This is a genomic window from Streptomyces sp. NPDC047085 (genome assembly GCF_040643735.1).
GTDB lineage: Bacteria > Actinomycetota > Actinomycetes > Streptomycetales > Streptomycetaceae > Streptomyces.
This window is the reverse complement of record NZ_JBEYUW010000007.1, coordinates 231609-249144: the sequence shown is the minus strand read 5'-3', so window position 1 is coordinate 249144 and position 17536 is coordinate 231609. Positions and strand designations below refer to the sequence as shown.

9 protein-coding genes are annotated in these 17536 nt (G+C 75.5%); 4 read left to right on the top strand and 5 right to left on the bottom strand.

Translation table 11 applies throughout. From position 1 onward, the window contains the following. Window positions 1-252: 252 nt before the first annotated feature. The 5 genes from ABZ865_RS24810 to ABZ865_RS24790 all read right to left on the bottom strand — a co-directional run bounded on the left by ABZ865_RS24810 (window position 253) and on the right by ABZ865_RS24790 (window position 13018). Window positions 253-2061 (bottom strand): hypothetical protein, encoded by a 1809-nt coding sequence (locus ABZ865_RS24810; RefSeq protein ID WP_361234253.1) that lies wholly within the window; start codon window positions 2059-2061, stop codon window positions 253-255. Further along, complete coding sequence (locus ABZ865_RS24805; RefSeq protein WP_361234251.1) at window positions 2058-5795, bottom strand: DUF5682 family protein; 3738 nt, start codon at window positions 5793-5795, stop codon at window positions 2058-2060. Before ABZ865_RS24805 ends, ABZ865_RS24810 begins: the two co-directional genes overlap by 4 nt. Window positions 5796-5800: 5 nt before the next feature. Further along, window positions 5801-6970: an AAA family ATPase gene (locus ABZ865_RS24800; protein ID WP_361234248.1), complete on the bottom strand. Its 1170-nt coding sequence runs from the start codon at window positions 6968-6970 to the stop codon at window positions 5801-5803. Window positions 6971-7166: 196 nt separating this feature from the next. Next, window positions 7167-12167, bottom strand: a complete 5001-nt coding sequence (locus tag ABZ865_RS24795; RefSeq protein WP_361234245.1) for a hypothetical protein — start codon at window positions 12165-12167, stop codon at window positions 7167-7169. Beyond that, window positions 12164-13018, bottom strand: coding sequence for a DUF4132 domain-containing protein (locus tag ABZ865_RS24790; protein WP_361234242.1), 855 nt, complete (start codon window positions 13016-13018; stop codon window positions 12164-12166). Before ABZ865_RS24790 ends, ABZ865_RS24795 begins: the two co-directional genes overlap by 4 nt. Window positions 13019-13598: 580 nt before the next feature. Here ABZ865_RS24790 and ABZ865_RS24785 point away from each other — a divergent pair. Genes ABZ865_RS24785 through ABZ865_RS24770 form a run of 4 tightly spaced genes read left to right on the top strand, consistent with a single transcriptional unit; the run spans window position 13599 to window position 17521 of the window. Continuing rightward, the gene (locus ABZ865_RS24785) at window positions 13599-15458 is read left to right on the top strand and encodes a phage tail sheath subtilisin-like domain-containing protein (protein ID WP_361234239.1); all 1860 of its coding nucleotides are present in this window, start codon (window positions 13599-13601) and stop codon (window positions 15456-15458) included. A 34-nt stretch (window positions 15459-15492) separates the two neighbouring features. Continuing rightward, window positions 15493-16017, top strand: a complete 525-nt coding sequence (locus tag ABZ865_RS24780) for a phage tail protein (protein ID WP_004003113.1) — start codon at window positions 15493-15495, stop codon at window positions 16015-16017. Between the two features lie 33 nt (window positions 16018-16050). Next, window positions 16051-16770 (top strand): hypothetical protein, encoded by a 720-nt coding sequence (locus ABZ865_RS24775; protein ID WP_361234236.1) that lies wholly within the window; start codon window positions 16051-16053, stop codon window positions 16768-16770. Continuing rightward, complete coding sequence (locus ABZ865_RS24770) at window positions 16763-17521, top strand: hypothetical protein (protein WP_361234233.1); 759 nt, start codon at window positions 16763-16765, stop codon at window positions 17519-17521. The genes ABZ865_RS24775 and ABZ865_RS24770 overlap by 8 nt, the downstream gene beginning before the upstream one ends. Window positions 17522-17536 lie beyond the last annotated feature (15 nt).

The following is a 17536-nucleotide window of genomic DNA, read 5'->3' as shown; positions in this document are numbered from 1 at the left end:
GACAGTGAGCAGTGCCGCGGCCGGCGGCGCCGTGCGCACTGTGCCACCGGCCGTCGCCCGCCAGGACGCGACGACCGCCGCAGGACCACCGGGGGCCGGCGCCGACGGCTCTGGTGAGTCGCACTGGGCGGATGCGGTGTCACAGTCCCAGTGCCCTGAAGCCCACAGCCACGCCCTCCTCGGCTCCGGGCAGGGCGAGAAAGCAGCTGAGGAACCTCGCCGGCGTCGTGGTCGTCGGCTTCGACCCCGTGATCACGCCGGCGTCCACGCCGCCGTGCACAGTGCGCGGTCCAGCTCGTCCGTGTAACGGGTCGCGGCCAGCCACGCCCGGGCGAAGCGGTCCGTGTCCGCGGGGAGCAGGCGGCCGAAGACGTCGCGTGAGCGCTCCGCCGCCGCCGCGTGGAGTTCGCTCAGGATGTCTCCCGCCGTCGACAGCCCGTGTCGGCCGAGCCGCCGGGCGTCGGTGGTGGTGCCGCCGGGGAGGGACAGCACCCGGCGGCCGCCCGACACCGCCTGGTGCACGCGGCGGCGCAGCAGGTGGATCGGGGCCTCGTCGGGTGTGGGGACGGTGAGGGGAGGCGATGCGGGAGTCGGGGACATCGCGGGGAGGTCCGCGTGCTGGAGGCGGTCCAGGCCGACATCGACATGGGTGCCGGGGGCGGTGGGGTGCTCGGTCGCGAGGAGCGTGGCCCGGGGGTGCCCGGCCGGGGTGAGCCGGGCGACGATCCGGAGCCGGCTGCCCCGGGCCGCCGCCAGCAGGCGGTGGTTGTCGCGATGGGGGAGTGCGGGGTGGTCGTGGGCGACGGTCAGGCGCAGGGCGACACCTCCGCACTCGGCGAGCAGGCAGTCGCCCGTCGCCTCGCGGACCGTGCCCGTCAGCGTGACGTCGAGGAAGAGCAGGCCGGGACCGCCGGTCAGGGCGCGGGCCACCTGTTCGGCGACGGGCACAGCCCAGAGCCGGTCCAGGGGTTCCGCGCGCCAGTCGACACCGGACGCGCGGACCGCCCGCACCCGTGCGCCCGCTCCCAGCCGGCCCGTCGGCGAGACCGTGGCCCCGGACACCGCGAGCCCCGCCCGCGACAGCTCGCGGTGCGTCAGGGCCGTGTCACCGATGCGTACGGCACGGTCGGCCGCGCCCACCACCCGGCCCGCGCCGCCCGGTGCCACGTCCGACACCTGGTACAGCCGGCCGTCGGCGTCGGCGGTCCAGGTGACGGCACCCGCGTAGCCGCTCGCCGTCAGCACGGGTTCGGAGAAGAGGCCGTAGAGGCGCAGGGAGCCGTCCGGGCGGTACGGCTGCCGGGAGGTGCCGCGCAGCTCGGTGAGTTCGGCGCCCTCGGCGTCCGGGACGCGATGGGCCACGGCCAGGACGTCGCCGAGTGCGCTCACGAGATCGGCGAGGCGGTACGCCGGGTCGGCCGAGCGGGCCGCGCGGAGCGCGGTGACCACCGACACGGCCGAGGCGGCGGCCCGGGGGAGACCCGCGAGCCGCGCGGTGTGCGCGGCGCGAAGCAGCTCCGCCTGGAGCACCGCTCCGGAACCGTCCGTACCCGCGTCGAGTACGGCGCTCGCCGCGGTCATCAGGGCCTGGGCGGCGGTGCGTTGTGCGACGGTGGCGGCGGCCGTCCCGGGCTCCGCGCCGGGCGGTGCCTGCTCCGGGTCCTCGGCCCTCGCCGTGGCTAGGGTCGGCTCCGGCTCCGGTGCCAATGCCGGGGCCGGTTCCGAGGCCGGTACGGCGGCTGCCGGTTCGTCGGCGGCCGGATCCTCCGTCGGCTCCGCGATCGGTGCCGCCGAGGCCACGGCCGCCCGGTGGAGGCAGGCCGGGGCCAGGAGGCAGCCGCAGCGGATGGCGTCCGGGGTGGTCACCGTGCCGCCGGGGGCATGGAGTTCGACGTGGGTGGTGTCGTCCACGGCGACGCGTACGGTGTCGCCGTCCACGACCGTGGGGCTGTCCGCCAGCTTGGCGACGCCCGCGTCGAGGCGCTTGCGCAGCCGGGGCGAGAGTGCCTCGACGAGTTCGGCGGTCACGGCCGGGGCGACCGGGGGCAGCTGTGGGCTCATGCGATCTTCTCCCCTACCCAGCGGGCGAGTTCGAGCGGGCTGAGGGCGGCCACCGGCATGCCCGCGGCGACCAGCTGGCCTGCGACCCCGGTGGAGTACCGCGGACGGCCGGCGTCGTCGAGGCTCGCGCAGCCCAGTACCTGGCAGCCGGCTCCGACCAGCGCGCGGACCTCGGCGAGCAGCCCGCCGAGCGGGTAGCCCTCCTCGAAGTCGCTGACCACCACGACCAGGGTCCGCGAGGGCACGGTGACCAGTTCGCGCGCGTGCCGCAGCCCGGCCGCGATGTGCGTGCCGCCGCCGACGCTGACCTCGAGCAGCAGCGACAGCGGGTCCTCGACATGGTCGGTCAGGTCGATCACCTCGGTGGAGAAGGCCAGGAAGTGCATGGACAGGGTGGGCACCCCGGCCAGCACGGACGCCGTGAGCGCCGCCCAGATCGTGGACGCCTCCATCGAGCCCGACACGTCGGTGACCAGGATCAGCCGCCAGTCGGCCGCCTTGCGGGCCCGGGTGCGGAAGACGGGACGCTCAGGGATCACCTGGACCGTGCCGTCCGGCATGCGGCGCGCGGTCGCCAGGTTCGCCCGCAACGTGCGCGGCAGGTTGAGGCCGCCGCCCGGGCGCCGGCTGGGGCGCGGCAGCGCGGTGCCGTGCAGCGCGGGGCGCAGCCGGGTGGCCAGCTGCCGGGTCAGCGCGTCGACCAGGCGCCGGACGAGGGGACGCAGCGCGGCCAGCCGGGCCTCCGGGAGCCCGCCGGCGTGTCGCAGCACCGAGCGGAGCAGGTCGACCGAGGGCCGTACGGTGTCCGCGTCGAGTTCCGCGAACACATCCGCCCGCCCGGTCGCGGCGGCCGCCGCCAGCACCTCCTCCCGGACTCCCGGCCCGAAGAGCGCCGCCAGCTCCTCGGACCACTCGCGCACCCCGGGATAGGACGCCTGCCGCCCGCCACCACGCCCGGGGCCGGTGAGATCACCTCGGGAGCCCTCACCGCGCCCGTTGCCGTACAGCTCGTCGAGTGCCGTCGCCAAAGAGTGGGCGTGGGACGGCAGTTGATCGGTGCGGCGGCCCAGGACGAGACGCCAGCGGTCGGAGGGAGTGAGACGGCGGTTCGGGTCGGATGCGGGAGTGGCGGGACCGTCGGCGTCGGGCGCGACTGCCTCTGCCGCCCCGGTCGTGCCGGTCGGGCCGGTTGCCCCGGTCGTGTCGGCCGCGCCGGTCGGGCCGGTTGCACCGGTCGTGCTGGTCGGATCGGTTGCGCCGGTCGTGCTGGTCGTGCTGGTCGGATCGGTCGGGCGTGTCGGCGGCAGGAGTCCCAGCCGGCCGAGGACGTCACGCGCCGCCAGGTCCGCGCGCGTCCAGGTGGCCAGCGCCACGGGGTCGACGGTGCCGGTGTCGGCCAGGTGACGGTCGTCCAGGCGCTCCTCGACGGTGGACAGCAGGCGCTCGCGCGCGGCGGGGCTGAGGGTGTCGAAGCCGCCGCGCAGGGCGGGCAGCCGGTCCAGGAAGTCCCGGTCGGACAGGCCGGACACCCGGCCCAGCAGCGGTTCCAGCGCGGGGCCGGCCGACTCCAGCAACTGCCCGGCAGCCGTGAGCAGTCCGGTGAGCCGTGCGGTGAGCGCCGACCGGGATTCGGCGTCCGCCGCCCCGTCCACCCAGGACGCCACCCGGTCACCGAGAACCCGCGGATCCTCGTGGCCCAGCAGCACGCGTACGGCTCCGGCGGCGCCGCGCATCAGCGGGGAACCGTCGGCGGCCAGCCGGGCGAGCGCGTCGGTGAGCCGGATGCCGCCCAGCAGGTCCGCGCGGTGGGCGAGTTCGAGCAGGGCGTGGGCGTCGGCGGGGTCCTCGGAGCCGGTGAGGCCGTCGACCTGGCGCACAGCGGCGGCGGTGAGCAGGTCGGCCACGGCCGCCGCCCGCGCCGTACGGTCGTCCGAGGCGTCCAGCCCGGCGATGTGACCGGCGCTCAGCCGGTCCAACAGGGCCAGACCGGCGAGGAGTTCGGGCAGCGTGCCACAGTTCGGCAGCACGCCGGCGGTGTCGTCCAGCCGCTCGTCGGTGAGCCCGGGCAGGCCGCACTCGGCCGCCTGCTCCAGACCGCGCAGCGTCTGCGCCGCCGTGGGGCCGCCCTCGTCCCGCTCCGCGCGCAGCCGTTCGCGCAGCAGGCCTTCGGCCGCCTGGGCCGGGGTGACCCCACGGACCCCGGCCGCGGTCAGCATGGCCGCCGTGGCGGGCGTCCAGCGCACCTCCCAACGGGACGTCAGCGCCTCGGCCCCGCCCGCGCCGGCGACTTCCTTGGGCTGCGCGTACGGCACCCCGCACACCGTCAGGCGGCGCAACAGGAGTTCGCGGCGGCGGTCCAGGCCGGACCGGAGCGGGTCCAGGCGCAGGTCGCGGGCGGTGCCCGGGCCGGAGTCCGCCGGGCCGGGCAGCCCCAGCGCGGCCAGTTCGGCCTCGACCGCCGGAGCGAGCCCGCTGCGCGGGGCGTCCGGCGCCGGACGCCCCGCGCGGGTGCCCACGAGCACCTGCTCCATCGCCCGTGCCACGGCCCGGCCCCGCCCGTACGGCTCCCCCTGCGCGAGCACCGTCTGCACGGCCTCCACCAACTCGCCCCGGCCCGCCGCGGGCAGCCCCCGCAGCCGGGCCAGATCACCGGCGAGGCGGGTGATCTCCCGCGCGTCGGCGGGCCCCGACGGATGCCCGAGCCCCCGCAAGGCCGCACACACGCGCACGGCCGCCCGCGTCAGCGCCTCCTCCAGCGCCGCCGGATCACCGGACGCCTCCAGGACCATGTGCTGCCACTCGGGGTCCCGGATACCGGCCGGGTATCCGGAACGCTCGTCCAGGAGGGCGTAGGTGTAGGGGATGAGGGACGTCGTCCAGGCCGGGCCCGCCGACGCGGCCCTGCCACCCCCGGCGCCCTCGGCTCCCGCAAGGTCCGCCGGTGCCAGCAGGGCCGGGGCGTGGAAGGCGCCCACGACCACGGCGGCACGCTCCCCGTGCGCGGTGGCGGCGGCCAGGCAGGAGCGCATCCATCGCTCCCGTCGCAGGTCCAGCCCGGGTACGCCGCCCCCGGCCGCCGCGTCCTCGCGCAGCGCCCACCCGGTCAGCAGCGCGGCCCGCCGCAGTGCCTCCGGCGTGGAACCGGGAGCGGCGGCCTCGACCAGCCGGTCCCAGAGGTCGTCCCCTGGGCGGCCGGTGAGGCCGGAGCGGAGGGTGTCGGCCAGGCGCCGCCCGGTCGGCGTGCGGTCGACGGCAACCGGCGTGTCCCGGCCGGGTGGTGCGCCGGTCTCCGCCCGGGAGTCGTGCCCGGTACCGCCGCCGGGCCCGGGCTCGTCCCGCGTCCAGGCCCGGTCGGCCAGCGGCAGGTCGCAGGCGATGACCGGTACCGCGTGCCGTGCCGCCCACCGCACGGCCGCCAGCTCCGGGGAGAAGTCCGCGAAGGGATAGAACGCGGGCCCCACGCTCCCGCCGATGCCCCCGTCCCTGCCCCCGGCCCCGCCCACCGGTGCCGCGGCGAGGGCGACGGGCGCACGGGTCTCCTCGTGGGCCAGCCAGGGCAGCCAGTCCTGCAGCTCGGCGGGGAGTTCGACGAGCAGGACGTCCGGCTTGGCGGCGTCCAGCAGCGCCGGCATCGCCGCGGCCAGCGAGGGCGCGTGGTGCCGTACGCCGATGAGGTAGGGCGCCGCCGGGTCGGTGAGGGCCGCCACGGCCGCTTCGGGGGATGCGTGGGACACGGTGTTCAGCCCTCCAGCACCGTGCGCAGGTCCCACAGGGTGCGCCAGGTGGCGGAGCCCTGCTCGGCCCGGCGCCGCACCGGACCGTCCCAGTAGCCCCGCAGGCGAGCCGCGTCCGCCGGGTCGTCCTTGCGTACGACGCCGAGGATATGGCCCGGGAGGAGGCCGAGGACGTCACGGTCACCCGGGAAGTACGCGGCGGCCAGCCCCAGCGCGCCCGCGACGGACACGGCCTCCGCGGTGCTCATCACGGTGGACGGCCGCTCCACCTCCCAGCCCTCCGCCGACCGGCCCTCCCGCAGATCACGGAACGCGGTGACCAGAGCCTCCAGCACGGCGTCGTCGACCTGGAACGGCGCCCCGGTCCGCTCCACCGACGCCCGGGCCTGGCTGCGCACCAGCGCGGTCTCGGCGTCGAGGTCCGCGATGGGGCCGACGGTCTCGAAGTTGAAGCGGCGCTTGAGCGCGGCGGACATCTCGGAGACGCCCCGGTCGCGCAGGTTGGCCGTGGCGATGAGGTTGAACCCTGGCGCCGCGTGCGCCAACCCGTCGTCGCCGCCCGCCAGTTCGGGTACCGCGATGCGCCGCTCGGAGAGCAACGACACCAGGGAGTCCTGCACTTCGGGAAGGCACCGGGTGACCTCCTCGACCCGGGCGATCGCACCCCGCGTCATCGCCGTGAGCACCGGCGACGGCACCAGCGCCTGCCGGCTGGGCCCCTGCGCGAGCAACAGGGCGTAGTTCCAGCCGTACTTGAGCTGGTCCTCGGTCGTGCCCGCCGTACCCTGCACCACCAGACCGCTGGTCCCGCACACGGCGGCCGACAGCAGCTCGGACAGCATCGACTTGGCGGTGCCGGGCTCGCCGACGAGCAGCAGGCCCCGCTCACCGGCGAGCGTGACGACACACCGCTCCACCAGCGCGCGGTCGCCGACGAACTTGCCGGTGATCTCCAGGCGCCGCGGCACGTCCTCCGGCGCCGCCGCGTCGTCGGGCAGCCGCAGCGCCTGGCCGGCGCTGCCCATGACGAACGTGACGACGGCGCGGGGCGTGAGCCGCCACGCGGGCGGGCGCGGGCCGGTGTCGTAGGCGGCGAGGAAGGCCAGTTCCGTGGCGTACCGGTCCTCGGGCGGGACGATCTGGCGGCTCGTGTCGGGGATGAGGGCGGCGGTCATCGGCGGGAGTCCTTCACGTTCACGGTGGTACGGGCCGAGGCCGGCCCAGTGGTACGAGCGGGGAGCGGCGGCACTGCGGTTCCGGCCGGAGTCGGCGCAACGACATCAGCCGGAGCTGGGGCAGCGGCCGGAGCCGGGGCAGCGTCACCGGCCCGAGCAGGCCCACTGCCCCAGGCAGCAGTCGGCGAGGCGGGGTTCATCGGCGGCGCCCCCTCCGCGTCGCCCGCGTCGTCAGCTCCTCGTACGCCGGGGCGTCGCCCGTGCGGACGCGGTCCCAGGCGCGGGCGAACAGCTCGGGCACCGGCAGCAGGGGCAGGGCGCGACGGTGGTCGACGAGCGGGTAGAGGCCCTCCTTCCAGGTCTCCACCGGAAGCGCGGGCGACTTCAGGTCGTGCCAGCCGCAGGGCAGGAACAGGGTGCGCCCGGCGCGCGGCCGCTTCGCCTCCACGACCAGGTCCGTCGCGGCCAGCTCGGCCCGGGCCTTCTTCGTCCGGGCGGGCTTCCAGCCGGTCCAGCGGGCGCAGTTGCGGTCCGTCGGGTCGGGCAGGGCCAGCAACTGGAGGTAGAGCGCGGCCGCATCCTCGCTCAGGCCCTGCGCGGCCGCGACCTCGGCGACGAGCGCGGGCACGCTCACGGTCGGGTCCTGGGCGTAGCCCTCGCGGCCGTCGTCGGTACCGGCCTCGACGGCGCGGGTCAGCGGTGCGTCGAGCAGGGCGCGCAGCGCGCCCAGGCTGGTGCGGCGCTCCGGGCCCACCAGGCCTTCCAGCAGCCCGAACACGGGGTCCTCGGGGCCGGTGACCGCGGCCGGGCGGATCCGGACCGTCTCCGCCTCGCGGTAGTGGGGGTACAGCACGATCGCCTCGCCGACCCGGGTCATGCCGTGGGCGTCGGCCCCTCCGGTCTCGGGCAGGCCGTGGGCCTCGCGGAGTGCCGCGGCGGTCGAGGCGCCCTTCTCCGTCCAGTCGACGCCGAGGTCGAGCAGCAGCTCCGGGTCGGCCATCCGGCGGCGCACGGCGGCCAGCCCCTCGGGCAGGTGCGCGCGCAGCGGGTGACCGTAGGGCAGGACGTAGGCCAGTGCGGCGAGGCCGTTCACGACGGCGGACAGCACCTGTTGGCCGGGCACCGCGGTGGGGTCCTCCGGGACGGGCCGGCCGTCCTTGTCCGGGCGTACGACCGTGGTGCGGCTGAGCCAGGGGGTGCGGGCCGGGTTGAGCACGTCCTCGGCGTATCCGGCGCCCGTTCCCACCAGGTCGGCGGCGACTTCCTCCGGTACGCGGACCAGCGAGCCGAGGCGCTCGGCCCAGATCCGGCCCGCAGCCTGCGTGTCGGGCCCGGAGGTCCACAGGCCGGCGGGGTCCGTGGGCAGCAGGGCGCCGAGGAGGGCGTTCCGATCCTCCTGGCCGAGGCCGTTCACGCGGGCGACGGCGGCCTCGTTCTGGCGGGGTTTCAGCCCGGTGACGGCCAGTGCCTCGGCGCCGGGTTCGTGCAGCAGGCCGGCGAGCAGCGCGGCGGCCTGGAGCGGGCCGAGCCCACCGCCCGTGGCGGCGACCAGCGCCTGCGGTGCCTCGGCCTGCCAGGGCGCGGCGCCCTTGTCCCGGATCAGCCGGGTCACGGTGGCGAGGTCGTCGGCGGTGATGCCCGGCTCATACCGGACCTCGTGGTCGAGGGTGAAGTGGGCGACCGCGCCGAACGCGCCGGCCGGGTCGTGGTCCAGGGCCAGCCAGTTCACGCGGTCCCGCCGGCTGTCGATGCTCTGGCAGCCGAGGATCACCACCGTGCGGCCGTCCCGGCGCAGCACCTGGCCGGCCCGCTGCTGCCGGTCGTGCGGCTCGCTCAGCAGGATCTGCCGGAGCGTGCCGTCGGCGGCGAGGAGCGGTCCCTCGGTGATCGCCTCGAACAGCAGGAGCAGCGGCTCCCGTCGGGCGTCGGTCAGGGCGGGCGAGGCCGCCCGGTGCGCGAGCGCCCGCAGGACGCCGAGGACGTCCGGCCACACCATGCCGATCTCGGGGATCGTGTACTCCTCGCTGTGCCAGCCGTCGGAGAGGGCTCCGAGCCGCTCACGGCCCGGCAGCGGCTTGCCGTCGGCCGGCCTGCCGGACAGCACGTGGTTGACCGCCCGGATCTGGCGCAGCACGGTCCACCGCTGCCCGTACCACCAGCCGTGCAGGCCGACGATCCCGGAGAGGGCGTCGTGCAGGCTGCGGTCGTCGCCGTGTTCCGGGCTGTAGTCGGCGTACATGCCCTCGGTGCGGCTGCGCGGCTGCCGCGGCCGTTCCTCCGGCGGGTTCGCGAACGCCGTGGCCGACTCGGTGATCCGCAGCGCCACGCGGACCAGCGAGGTGACACCGGCCAGCAGCCGGCCGTCGGTGAGCTCGGGCAGAGCCCTGGCGACGGCCTCGAGGGCGACCTCGTCGGCGGGCGGTACGGCGGCCTTGGCAGCCTCGTCCGCGCCCGCCTGGGCCAGCGCCTCCTGCCAGCCGGCCAGCGCCAGGGCCGTGACGCGCAGCAGTTCGGCCGCCTGCTCGTCGGTCAGGGCGCGCAGCACGGCCGAGCCCTGCTCGTCGCGGGGGCGCAGGGCGTGCCAGAAGGGCGGCGGCGGCACCAGCCGCGTCCCGGCGGCGTACTCCCGGCCGGGCTCGCCGGGCGTGACCCGGCCCAGTTCGCCGCCGTCAGAAGTGTCGTCGGCGGCGAACAGGCCGATCTGGCGGAACATCTGCGCGGCGACCGGCTCGGCGCCACCGGGCAGCCGCAGCGCCCCGAGCGGCATGGCGCCCGACCGGCCGTGGTGGGCGGTCGGCATGGAGACGGTGCGCCCGTCGGGCGTGCCGGCGACCCGCCGGGCCTCGTCGCCCTTGCCCTCCAGGCGCACCCAGCGCCCCAGCACCGTGCCGTCGGTGCCGAACGGGCTGTTTTCCAGCCCCGGTTGGAGCGGCAGCACCTCGCTCTGGGCCGGCAGCAGACTCGCGTCCTCGCGGATGCCGGCCCGCAGCAGCGCGGGCAGCGAGGCGCGGCCGTGCGTGCCGGTGGCCGGGTCGTACTCCAGCCACAGCGTCTCCCGGCCCTGCCTGCCCTGGCGCCACAAAGAGGTGCCGTCGCCGATCACGGCACGGCTCGGCGGCAGGACCGTGTCCCCGGCGTGCAGAGTGCGGCCGCCCGTGGCGCGGCCGCCGCCGGGCAGCGGGATCGAGGGGGTGTCGGCGTTGTTCCCGGACCAGTAGGAGGGGAGCTGTTCGCCGCCGAGTTCGAACACCTCGGCGGGGCGGGCCGACCAGTAGCCGTACTGCTTGCCTCCCTGCCGCCACATCACCAGCAGTTCCCCGTCCACGTGGTGGAAGCGGGGTCGCTGCCAGCGGTCCAGCTCGACCGGGAGGCGCAGGTCGTGCTCCAGGAGCACCTTCTCGGGACCGACCACGACCGCCTTGTGCCGGCGCTGCAGGATCAGCGCGGGCCAGGCCTCGTGGACGGTCAGCGTGTCGTCCTCGCCCTTCCTGGTCTCCGTGTCGAGGAGCGTCAGCGCCTCGTCGAGGGCGGGCCAGCCCAGCTCGTCCAGGATCCCGGCGCGCAGGGTGCGGCCGAGCAGCGGTGCCACGGCGTGTCCGGCGACGCGGGCCACGGCGTCCGGCGCGGTCCCGGTGGCGGTCGTCCGGTAGGGGCGCAGCCGGTCGAGCGCGGCACGCGCGCCGGGCAGCCCCGTCGCGCGCGTGTAGTACTCGGCATGCCGCTCCAGCCATTCGCGCAGCACGCCGGACAGCACGGGGTGTCCGGCGACGTCCTTGAGCAGCTGTGACGCCTGTGACTCGTTGCCGAGCGCGCCGACGGCCTGGTGCAGCAGGCGCCGGAAGCGCGGGTCGGCGGCGACGGCCACCAGGTCCCGGCGGCCGGCGGCGGTGTCCTTCAGCCAGCCGGCGAGCGGCAGATGCACGTTCACGTCCGCGCCGGGCACCGTGAGCGCGATGCCCTCGGCCGCGCACAGGTCCAGCAGGTCGAGGTCGGCTCCGGCGTGCCAGCGGCCGGCGAACAGGTCGACGGGCCGCCCGGCGGCGCGCAGCCCCGGGGCCATGCGCGCGACGAGGGCCAGGGTGGCGGGCGAGCGGCGCGAGAAGGACCCGCCGTGCTTGCGGAACGCGGCCCACCGGGTCAGCCAGTCGGCGGGATCGACGCCGTGCTCCTCGGCCTCCCCGGCCGCCTCCGCGTCGGTCAGCAGCCGCTCGGCTCCGCACTCGGCGAGCAGGGTCAGCCAGAACTCGTCGTCCTCGACGTCCCGGCCGAGCCCGGCCGGCATGATCTCCAGCAGGCGGGCCCGGACGGCCGGCCGTTCTTCGCCGAGGACCGTGAGGGTCGCGCGGTAGGAGTTCCAGAAGGACGCGGGTGCCCGGACCGCGGCGGGCGAGGCGAGCAGGTCGGCGACGAGGGCGCACTCCTCGGTGACCCGGTCCAGGCCCGCCGCCTTGATCAGCCCGCGCGCGTCCTGCGGCAGCGAGGCGTACGGCGGCATGCCGGCCGCGCAGCGCTCCACCGTCAGCTGCCGGAACTGCGCCCAGGCCGCGGCCGGGTCGAGGCGCCGGGCGAGGTCCTTGACATGCTCCTTGAGGGCCTTGACGGTCAGTGCCCCGGCGAAGGCGAACTCCAGGAACACCGCACGCTGCCGCTCCTCGTCCACCGCGAGCGCGTGCACCCGCTCGGCCTCGCGGGCCTTGCCGAAGAAGGCGGCGGCGTACGTGGTGTTCTCGTGCTGGAGGAAGACCCGCGCGGCCTGCTCGTAGAACGTGGGCAGGAAGTGCGGCACGGCCCGCCCGAGCCGCTCGCCGAGCACCTCGAAGCCGTCCTTGGCGTTGCCCGGCTTGGACTTGGCCTGCCGGGCGAGCCGCTCGATGTCCTTGACCAGGGCGAGGGCGTGGTGGCCGTTCGCCGGGTCGTTGACGAGCGCCCAGGCCGGGAAGCCGAGGGTCTCCTTGCGGACCTGCCCGACCTCGGGCGCCTCGGGTTCGCGTGCGAGGCCCAGGAACTCCAGGGCCAGGTCCTCGGCCTCGCCGAGGGTGCCCGGCACCAGGCGCACGATCGGGCGGTCGTCCAGGGCGGGGTGGGTGTAGGTGCGGACGGTGAGGCTGTCGGCGTCCTCGCGCGCGGTGCTGCAGGGCGGCAGGACGGCGCCGGCGTCCAGCAGTGCGGTCAGGGTGGTCTCGTCGTACGTCGTCATGCCGCCTGCTCCTCGTCCTGGATGTCCCGCCCGGCGTACAGCGCGGCGGCCATGCGCATGCCCTCCGACCAGGCGACCGGCCCGACCTGACCGAGCTTCAGCGTCCGCCCGGTGGCGTCGGTCCACACCAGCGGGCCGGTCTCGGTCTCGGCCCAGCCGTCGTAGTCGCCGACCCAGACGCGGGCCTCGACGCCGCGGCCGTCCTCCAGGACGGAGCACACGGCGTGCCCGCCGCGCACGCGGTAGCCGAGCTGGGCGGCCCGGCCGTGCAGGAAGCGGAGTTCCTTGTACGAGCCGCCCGCGTACTCCTCGACGTACGTGCCCTCGGCGTCGAGGCCGGCCGGGCGGTGCCACACCTCGCGGAACAGCTGCTGGGCGCGCTGCTCCACGCCCAGCTCGACGGCGAACTCCCGCAGTTCCTCCAGGTCGTCGAGGAGCACCGGGTGCGGGATGCGGACCAGGCCCGGTGCGATGCGCACGGTGTCGCCGTCGAGGTCGACCAGGCCAAGGCCGCGCCCGGAGTCGGCGTCCCGCAGGAATCCGGCGACCCGACCGTCGGCACCGGTGACGACGAGGTCGCGCAGGGCGGCCTGCCAGGCGGGGTCGGGCCACACCCGGGTGACGACGTCGAGCGGCACGGGCAGGGAGCGGACCATCCACCGCTCCACGTCGGCCAGACACTGCCGCTCGTGCCGCTCCAGCCATTCGGTGAGCTGCCTGAGGCCCACGACCGCCGGGTCGTCGGCGAGCTTCGGCGGCACGGACTTCAGCCGGCGCCCGGCCGCGTTGCGGCACACCACCTTTCCGCCGTCGAGGGCGACCTCGTAGTCGCCGGCCGACACCCACCCCATACGTGCCTCCCCGCACCGCAGTGATCAAGTGACGGGAACTCTAGGCGAGGCCACTGACAACGCCTTTCGCTCCCCCGGCGGACACGCACCCCGGCGGAACCGGCCACGACGGGTTGTGTACGACTCGGGGAGGCTTCGGGGGGCCCGGAGCCGCGTGCGGGCGGCCGGGGTGCGCGTCCGGGGCACGGCGCGCACGCCGGGCACCGGGTCGCGCGAGGTGCGGAGACCCCCCGTGGGGGAGGCGTGCGCCCCCTGTCCGGGGCGCGCGGGCGCGATGTGTGAATGTCGCGAGGCAGCCTTCACCAAAGCTTCGCCTTGCGTGGCCGGAACCCGCCTTGCAGGTCCAACTCACCGCACAACAAGGTGGATTGAGCACTTGAGCATCAGGAGTCGCAAGCGCACTGCTTGACCCGGGCACCGACCGCCCGGGCGCCGACGGGGGAACTGATGCGGTGCGCCCGGCCGCTGCCGCCCAGCCCGGCGGGCGCCCGCCGCACCGAACCGGAACATGTCCCTCCGCTGTCTGTCTCTTGGTGTCTTCGTCCGGTGCCCGAGACAGGGATTAGGAGGGGGAAAGCCGATGAGCGCGGTGAGCGCCGCCAAGCCGACGTACCCCGGCGTCTACGTCGAAGAGCTTCCCAGCAGCACCCGCACCATCTCGACCCTGACCACGTCGGTGACCGCTTTCGTGGGCCACACCCGGCGCGGTCCGCTGAACGAGCCGGTACGCGTCACCAGCTTCGCGGAGTTCGAGCGCCGCTTCGGCGGGCTGAGCGCTCGCAGCGCCGTCGGCTACGCGGTCCACCAGTTCTTCGGCAACGGCGGCACCGTCGCCGTCGTCGTCCGCGTCACCAGGGCCAGCAGCGGCAAGGCCGCCTGCGTCACCCTCAGGTCCACCGAGGGGCACAGCGACAGCGATGTCCTCCAGGTGCACGCCAAGGAGCCCGGCGTGTGGGGCAACGGCCTGCGCCTGGCCGTCGACCAGGACACCACCTGCCCCGACGACACCTTCAACCTGCGCGTGTACGACGCCCGCGGCGAGGCCCGCGAGAGCTTCACCGGCCTGTCCACGGACCCGTCCGACGACCGCTACGCGCCCACGGTCATCAACGCCGGCTCCCGCCTGATCCGCGTCGAGGTCGTCGGCGAGGGCCGCCCCGACCCCTCCGGGACGGTCTCCAAGCCGTTCGGCCACCACCTGCCCGACCTGTCCGTCGACCTCACCGTCAAGATCGGCGACGTCGAGCGGGAGTTCACTCTCTACGACCCCGACTGCGACGGCGAAGCCCCGTCCTCCGTGGCCGAGTTGGCGCTGCTGCTCGAACGCAAGCTGCGCGCCCTGCCCGACGCCCCGGGCAAGCACGCCTTCGCGGGCGCCGAGGTGACCGCCTTCGGCCGCCGCATCCAGGTCGTCGCGGGCTCCACCGACCCCGAGGACGTCGTCCGCTTCCTCGGCGAGTGCGCCAACGACCTCGGCCTGGAGGCCTCCGTCAACCCGCCCGTCTTCCCGCTCGCGGGCGGCGAGGACGGCGAGGCCCCCGGACCGCGCGACCTCATCGGCTCCGAGGCCGACAAGACCGGCATCCAGGCCCTGCGCCAGGTCGCCGACGTCAACCTCCTCGTCCTGCCCGAACTGGCGTCGTACGAGAAGACCGAGGACGCCGTCACCGTCGTCTCGGCCGCCCAGCGGCTGTGTCAGGAACGGCGGATCTTCCTGCTCGTGGACGCCCCCGGCACCTGGGTGAGCGTGGACTCGGCACGCGCCGGACTCGCCGCCTTCGACGCCGTACGCGGCAACCACGCGGCCCTGTACTTCCCGCACCTGCAGCTCACCGACCCGCTCACCGGGCGGCTGCGCTCCTTCCCGCCCTCCGGCGCCGTCGCGGGCGTCATCGCGCGCACCGACTCCGAGCGCGGCGTGTGGAAGGCACCGGCCGGCACCGAGGCGCGCCTCGCCGGCGTCCACTCCCTCACCGTGGGCCTCACCGACCGTGAGACCGGACTGCTCAACCCGCTCGGCGTCAACTGCCTGCGCACCTTCCCGCTGACCGGCCCGACCGTCTGGGGCGCCCGCACCCTGGAAGGCTCCGACGCGCTCGACAGCGAGTGGAAGTACGTGCCCGTACGACGGCTCGCCCTGCACATCGAGGAGAGCCTCCAACGCGGCCTGCAGTGGGTCGTGTTCGAGCCCAACGACGAGAACCTCTGGCAGCAGATCCGCCTCGCCGCCTCCTCGTACCTGCACACGCTGTTCCGGCAGGGCGCCTTCAAGGGCGGCACCCCGCGCGAGGCCTACTTCGTCAAGTGCGACAGCGACACCACCACCGCCGAGGACATCGAGAACGGCGTCGTCAACGTCCTCGTCGGCATCGCACCGGTCCGCCCGGCGGAGTTCGTGATCGTCAAAATCCAGCAGACGTCCGGCCAGTTCGAGCTGTAGGCCCACGGGAATCTTGGAGAGCTGAAGGAATCCGATGGCAGAGTTCACCGTCAACGCCCATCGTTTCGACCCGTACAAGAACTTCAAGTTCCTGGTCCTGTGGGACGGTCGTACGGTCGCCGGCATCAGCAAGATCAGTCCGCTGAAGCGCACCACCGAGGTCGTCAAGCACCGGCACGGCGGCGACCCCTCCTCCCCGCGCAAGTCGCCCGGCCGCTCCGAGTTCGAAGGCATCACGCTGGAGCGCGGGGTCACCCACGACCCCGAGTTCGACCGCTGGGCCAACAAGGTCTGGCAGGTCGGCGCGGGCCTCGGCTCCGAGGTGTCCCTCGCCGACTTCCGCAAGGACATCGTCATCCAGGTCCTCAACGAGGCCGGCCAGGTCGCCGTCTCGCACAAGCTCTACCGGACCTGGCCCAGCGAGTACCAGGTCCTCGGCGAACTCGACGCCAACGCCAACGCCGTGGCCATCCAGTCGCTGAAGCTCGAGTGCGAGGGCTGGGAACGGGACTACGAGGTGCCCGAGCCCGAGGAGCCCTCCTTCCTCAACCCGGCCTGATTCAGGGTGAGTTGAGAAGACCGGGGGGAACACATGGCGATCACCGGGGCGGCCGGGCTGCTGGCCACCTGGGAGGCGGGGCTCGCCGAGGCGCCCGCCGGGCGCGCCCTGCTGCTGCACCGCACGGCGCGCCCGGACACCGACGTCTCGGCGCTGCCCGTGGGCGCACGCGAGTCCGACCTGTTCGCCCTGCGCCGCGCCCTGTTCGGGGAGCGGATGCAGGTACGGCTGGAGTGCGGGGCGTGCGGCGCGGACATGGAGTTCGAGCTGGACGCCGGGGACTTCGCCCGGTCGCTGAGCGCACCCGAGGAGCCGGTCGTACGGCTGGCGGAGGGCGGCTGGGAGATCGTCTTCCGGCTGCCCGCCGCCGCCGACCTGACGGCCGCGGCCCGGGCCGCGGACCCGCGTGCCGCGCTGCTCGCCCGCTGCCTGGTCTCGGCCGTGGACCACGGGACGGCACAGACCGCCGATGCCCTTCCGGCGCCGGTGCGGCGGCGGATCGCCGAGGCCGTCGAGGCGGCCGACCCCGGTGCCGACGTGACCCTCAACATCGCCTGCCCCGAGTGCGGTACGGCCACCCGCGCCGACCTCGACATCGCCTCGTACCTGTGGACCGAACTGGACGCCTGGGCCAGGGACCTGCTCCTCGACGTCCATCTGCTCGCCACCGCATACGGCTGGAGCGAGCCGGAGATCCTGGCGCTCAGCCCGCTGCGGCGCCGCTACTACCTGGAGCTGTGTGCGGATGTCTGACTCCTCTGTGTCCGACTCCTCCCGGGCGTCCGGGGCGGAACCCGACTTCCTCGACCGGCTGATCGCCCGGCACGCGGCCCCGGGACCGGACACGGTCCGGGTACGGCCCCGGCTGCCCGGACCGTTCGAACGCGTCGAGGCGGTGCGGGCCCGCACCCCGGACCCGGAGGCCGCCGACTCCGCGCTGTGGCCCACCGCCACACCCGCACCCGCACCGCACCGGGACGAGCCCCGGCCGGCCCCGGCCGAGGTCCGCCACCACACGGAACGGGAGCGGACCGTCGTCCACACGGAGCGAGCACCCGCCGAACCGCAGGCCCGCCCGGCCCCGCGGCCCCTGCCCGAGGCACCGCTGCTGCGCCCCGTCGCGCCCCTCGCGCCGAGGCCGTCCGCGGGTCCCCGGACCGGTGCGCGCATGTCCGGGCGGGGAGGCCCGGAGCCGGGCGCTGACCGGGCGGCGGCGTCCGTACCCACCCTCCCGGGAACGGACGCCGCTCCCCCCACCGTCGTGTCCGCGGCACCGCGTCCCAGCGCCGCGGACACGGCGGCGGCGCGCGACGCCGTACGACAGGCCGCCGCACGCCGGCCCGGGCGGGCGCCCGAGCAGGTGGTGCAGGTGCAGATCGGACGGCTGGAGGTCACGGCCGGACAGGCGCCGTCGCGGGGCGGCGCACGGCAGCCAGCGCGGCCCACGGAGCGGCCGGGGGCGGCCCTCAGCCTGGCGGACTACCTGGCCCGGGGGCGCGAGTGAGCCGCACGGGAGTGA